This window comes from Variovorax sp. 20P10.2.4, from assembly GCF_058244205.1.
Genome location: NZ_JBZAYE010000786.1, coordinates 1 through 3,018 on the forward strand (window position 1 = coordinate 1; position 3,018 = coordinate 3,018).

4 protein-coding genes are annotated in these 3,018 nt (G+C 69.7%); 1 reads left to right on the top strand and 3 read right to left on the bottom strand.

Features of this window, described 5'->3' with window-relative positions; genetic code table 11:
- Positions 1-623, top strand: a 623-nt coding sequence (locus AC27VN_RS37510) for a fumarylacetoacetate hydrolase family protein (protein WP_490879934.1), incomplete at its 5' end; no start/stop codon positions are given.
- A 17-nt stretch (positions 624-640) separates the two neighbouring features.
- On the opposite strand, the gene AC27VN_RS37515 is transcribed toward AC27VN_RS37510, so the two are convergent.
- From AC27VN_RS37515 to AC27VN_RS37525, 3 genes are all read right to left on the bottom strand, one after another.
- Positions 641-1,366 carry an ABC transporter ATP-binding protein gene (locus tag AC27VN_RS37515; RefSeq protein WP_296789113.1) on the bottom strand — a complete coding sequence of 242 codons (726 nt, stop codon included), beginning with the start codon at positions 1,364-1,366 and terminating at the stop codon, positions 641-643.
- Entirely contained in the window at positions 1,363-2,121 is a 759-nt protein-coding gene (locus AC27VN_RS37520; protein ID WP_490879936.1) for an ABC transporter ATP-binding protein, read from the bottom strand. The genes AC27VN_RS37515 and AC27VN_RS37520 overlap by 4 nt, the downstream gene beginning before the upstream one ends.
- 5 nt (positions 2,122-2,126) lie before the next feature.
- On the bottom strand, positions 2,127-3,018 hold an 892-nt coding region (locus AC27VN_RS37525; protein ID WP_490879935.1), incomplete at its 5' end, for a branched-chain amino acid ABC transporter permease.

Sequence of the window (3,018 nt, forward strand, 5' to 3'; positions counted from 1 at the left end):
CGGTCGGCCTCAACTACATCGACCATGCGGCCGAGAGCAAGTTCGACCCGCCGACCTATCCGGTGCTGTTCCACCGCTTCGCCTCCTCGTGGGTGGGCCACGGCAAGGCGCTCGAGCGCCCGCACGTCTCGACCCAGTTCGATTACGAGGGCGAGCTGGTCATCGTGATCGGCAAGGCCGGCCGCTACATCGCCAAGGACCAGGCGCTCGACCACGTGGCCGGCTACTCGGTGTTCAACGACGGCTCGATCCGCGACTACCAGTTCAAGTCGGCGCAATGGATGATGGGCAAGAACTTCGACCGCTCGGGCTCGTTCGGCCCCGAGTTCGTGACCGCCGACGAGCTGCCCGCGGGCGCCGCCGGCCTGAAGCTGCAGACCCGGCTCAACGGCCAGGTGCTGCAGGACGCCAACACGCGCGACATGATCTTCGACGTGGCGACGCTGGTGTCGGTGTGCTCCGAGCCCTTCGCGCTGCAGCCCGGCGACATCATCATCGCGGGCACGCCCTCGGGCGTGGGCCTGGCGCGCAAGCCGCAGGTCTTCATGAAGGCCGGCGACGTCTGCGAGGTCGAGATCGAGGGCGTGGGCCTGCTGTCGAACCCGGTGGTCGACGGCGCCTGAGCCGAAGCCCGGGCGCGCTACACCGAGCAGTAGCGCTCCTGGATCTCACGGTCGGCCAGCAGCTCGGCCGCGCCCGCGTGGTGCGCGATGCAGCCCTGGTCGACGATGTAGGCGCGGTCCGCGATCGACAGCGCCAGCTCGACGTTCTGCTCCACCAGCAGCAGCGTCTTGCCGGCGCGCTTCCAGGCCGCGAACAGCGCGAACATCTCGTCCACCAGCACCGGCATGATCCCCTCGCTGGGCTCGTCGAGCATCACCAGCTTGGGGTGCGCCACCATCGCGCGCGCGATCGCCAGCATCTGCTGTTCGCCGCCCGACATCGTGACCGCCACCTGCGCGAGCCGCTCCTTGAGGCGCGGAAAGGTCTGCGCCACCTCGTCGATCAGCTCCTGCTCGCGCGCGCGCCGGCCCGAGGCCAGGATGCCCAGGCGCAGGTTCTCGAGCACCGTGAGCCCGGGCACGATGCGGCGCTCCTCGAACACGTAGGCCAGTCCCTGGTGGAAGCGCCGGTGCGGCGGCAGGCCCAGCAGCGACACGCCGTCGAACAGCACGCTGCCGCGCGTGCGGCCCATCAGGCCCATGATGCTGCGCATGATCGTGGTCTTGCCCGCGCCGTTGCGCCCGATCAGGCAGACGATCTCGCCCGCGTGCACCTCGAGGTCGATGCCCTGCAGGATGTGGCTGCGGCCATACCAGGCCTCGAGCTTCTGCACTGCGAGCAGCGGTGGTTGCGATGGGGTCATCGGTGTTGCCCTCCGTGGCCGAGGTAGACGCGCTGCACGTCCTCGTTGGCGCGGATCTCCGCGGGGCTGCCCTGGGCCAGCAGGCGGCCCTGGTGCAGCACCACGATGCGGTCGCTCACGCCCATGATCAGTTTCATCTTGTGCTCCACCAGCGCCACCGTGCGTTCGGCCACCAGCGCGAGGATCAGGTCCATCACCGAGCGCGTCTCCTCGGGGCTCATGCCGGCCGTGGGCTCGTCGAGCAGCAGCAGCTTCGGGTCGCTCGCCAGCGCCACCGCGATCTCGAGCGCGCGCTGCTCGCCGTGCGAGAGCCGCTCGGCGCGAAAGCCGCGCTTGTCCTGCAGCTGCACCCGCTCGAGCAGCCGCTCGGCCTTCTCGATCCAGTCGCGGCGCGCGGCGCGCGGGCGCCAGCAGTCGAAGCTGCTGTCGAGCGCCTGCACCGCCACGCGCACGTTCTCCAGCACGGTGAGGTCGGGGAACAGGTTGGTCACCTGGAACGACTTGGCGATGCCCAGGTGCGCGAAGCGGTGCTGGGCCAGCCCGGTGATGTCGCGGCCGTCGAAGCGGATCTCGCCCGCGCTCGGCGCGAAGGCGCCCGAGACCATGTTGAAGAAGGTCGACTTGCCCGCGCCGTTGGGACCGATGATCGCGGTGAGCTGCCCGCGCGGGAAGCTCACGCCGATGTCCTCGTTGGCGGTGAACTGGCCGAAGCGCTTGGTGAGGCCGCGCGTCTCGAGGATGGCGTCCCGATGCATGGTCGTCATCGTTCCATCCTCGCGAGCAGCGTGCCCCAGATGCCCTTCGGGAAGAACAGCACCAGCGCGATGAAGATCACCCCGACGATCAGCTGCCAGCGCTCGGTCACGGCCGTCAGCGCATGCTCCATCGCGAGGAACACGCCGGCGCCCACGAAGGGCCCGAAGAAGGTGCCCATGCCGCCGAGCAGCGTGACCATCATCACCTGGCCCGAGGTGTGGTACGACAGGGTGTCGATGCCCACGGTCGCGAGGTTGATCGCCGTCAGCGCGCCGGCCAGCCCGCAGAACAGGCCCGAGATCACGAACGACAGCAGCTTGGCGCGCTCCACGTCGAAGCCCGAGGCGCGGGCGCGCTGCTCGTTCTCGCGCACCGCCTCGAGCACCGCGCCGAACGGCGACTGCAGGATGCGCGACAGCAGCCACACGGCCAGCGCCACGAAGCAGAGCATGAAGTAGTAGCGGTTCAGCGGCTGCAGCAGGTCGACCTGCCAGCCGCCGAGGCGCAGCGTGGGCACGTTCACGCCGCGCAGGCCGTTGTCGCCGCCGGTCAGCGAGGTCGCGTGGAAGGCCGCGAAGTACACGCACTGCGCGAGCGACAGCGTGACCATCGCGAAGTAGATGCCGCGCGTGCGGATCGCGAGCGCGCCGATGGCCAGCGCCACCAGCCCGCCGAGCGCGATGCCCGCCGCCACGGCCAGCGGCCAGGGCAGGCCGTGGCTGGCGATCAGGATGCCGCAGGCGTAGGCGCCGCTACCGTAGAAGGCCGCGTGGCCGAACGACAGCTTGCCGGTGTAGCCGAAGGTCAGGTTGTAGCCCGCGGCGAACAGGCCGAACAGCAGGATGTTGATCGCCATCGCGTGGAAGGGAACGACCAGCGGGAACAGCGCGAGCACC